Below are 1,374 nucleotides of genomic sequence, written 5' to 3'. Positions count from 1 at the left end.
CCCAACAATGCATAAAACAAATAAGGGCTTTGCTCCTAACTCAAAAATTTGTAATTTTAACTGTGGTAAGTTTCTCGGCGGAAAAATCTCCGATTTTTCTCCCTTTCTTGCCTTATTCTAAACCGTTAGCAGTAATAAAAACAGAAAAATATGGCATTAATAAATTGTCCAGAATGTAACAACGAAATTTCAGATAAAGCAGTTAGCTGTCCGAAATGTGCATTCCCAATCAACCAACAGACATCAGATCCAATTTCAAAGAATGATAAAGGATTAACTGTCGCAGATGGAGTTAAAACTGGTTGTGGAATGTTCATTGTTTTACCTCTAATTATTATCTCTTTACTAATAATAGTTTTTGCACTTATCTTTTTATCTAATACTTAACTATATGTCAGGAAATCATAATTCAACAAGAAATAATAATATTGATGTTTTAGTTAATGATTTAAAACTAACACAACTGAAAAATTCAACAATTTTTGAAAATAATGATTATTTTGTTTTATCTCCTTCAGTTCAAAACAAGAAAAATTGGTTTGATTTGAGAAAAGTAAATCTTGACAAATTCTTAAAAGAAAAGAAGGGAATTTTATTAATTAGATTATTAAATGATTTCATACTAATTGATTTGAGAAAATTCACGAGAGAATTAATAGATGATAATCCTTACATTACAGAGAACAGTGGAATTCATTGGAAATTTCAGATTACGGAGTCTCTAGATAAGAAAAAGTATATTTTTAACACAAAGAGTAAAAAACGATTTTATATTGAGGTAATTAGTAAAGATAAATTGAAAGAATCAATAAACTACTGCTAACACCTCATAAAATTTATGCTTAAATTTGAACTAAATAACAAACCGACAAACATTCAACTAATGATTTGCTACGTCCGAAAAATCTCCGATTTTCCAGTCGCACAAATCTTATAAAAGCCCGTTGCCTAAAATAACGAGATTGGAACTTGGCAGAGAAATTTACCTTCAAAAATAATCATTTACTAAAGCTGAAAATTAATTCGATTTTGAGCATTATTCCGGAATGAATTTTTTAAGTAGTTTTCTTCCAAAACTAAAATTCTGCTTCGGCTGAGAATTACTCTGAGAACTCTTCTCTCCTATTTTATCAATAGGCTAAATTGAGAAATTTAATGAGTTGAATCCGTTAAGTTGAATAAATTTTAAAACGTAAGAGTTTTTCTCTTATTTTTAGGTTTTTAAGCTAATTTTCTGCTAAACTGAAAAAAACGAACTCGTTTGAATGATTTTTAGATTGTTCTAGTTGCTTTTCATCTTTTCTACTAAACTGAAAAATTCATCAATGAATGATTTTTTAGATATTTCATTTTCTTTTTATAATTAATACTAAA

At 27.7% G+C, this 1,374-nt stretch carries 2 protein-coding genes; both read left to right on the top strand.

Annotation, left to right across the window (positions count from 1 at the left end; genetic code table 11):
* The first annotated feature begins 150 nt into the window (after window positions 1–150).
* The gene (locus HGB55_RS14960) at window positions 151–387 is read left to right on the top strand and encodes a zinc-ribbon domain-containing protein (protein ID WP_168817871.1); all 237 of its coding nucleotides are present in this window, start codon (window positions 151–153) and stop codon (window positions 385–387) included.
* Between the two features lie 4 nt (window positions 388–391).
* Complete coding sequence (locus HGB55_RS14955) at window positions 392–823, top strand: hypothetical protein (protein WP_168817869.1); 432 nt, start codon at window positions 392–394, stop codon at window positions 821–823.
* Window positions 824–1,374 lie beyond the last annotated feature (551 nt).

The organism is Lutibacter sp. B1, assembly GCF_012524075.1.
GTDB lineage: Bacteria > Bacteroidota > Bacteroidia > Flavobacteriales > Flavobacteriaceae > Lutibacter.
This window is presented reverse-complemented; position numbering and strand designations above follow the sequence as displayed.

Bases quoted from the DNA above. Each gene is read 5' to 3' on its own strand.
- HGB55_RS14960 (WP_168817871.1), top strand. From the start codon at position 151: ATGGCATTAATAAATTGTCCAGAATGTAACAACGAAATTTCAGATAAA.
- HGB55_RS14955 (WP_168817869.1), top strand. From the start codon at position 392: ATGTCAGGAAATCATAATTCAACAAGAAATAATAATATTGATGTTTTA.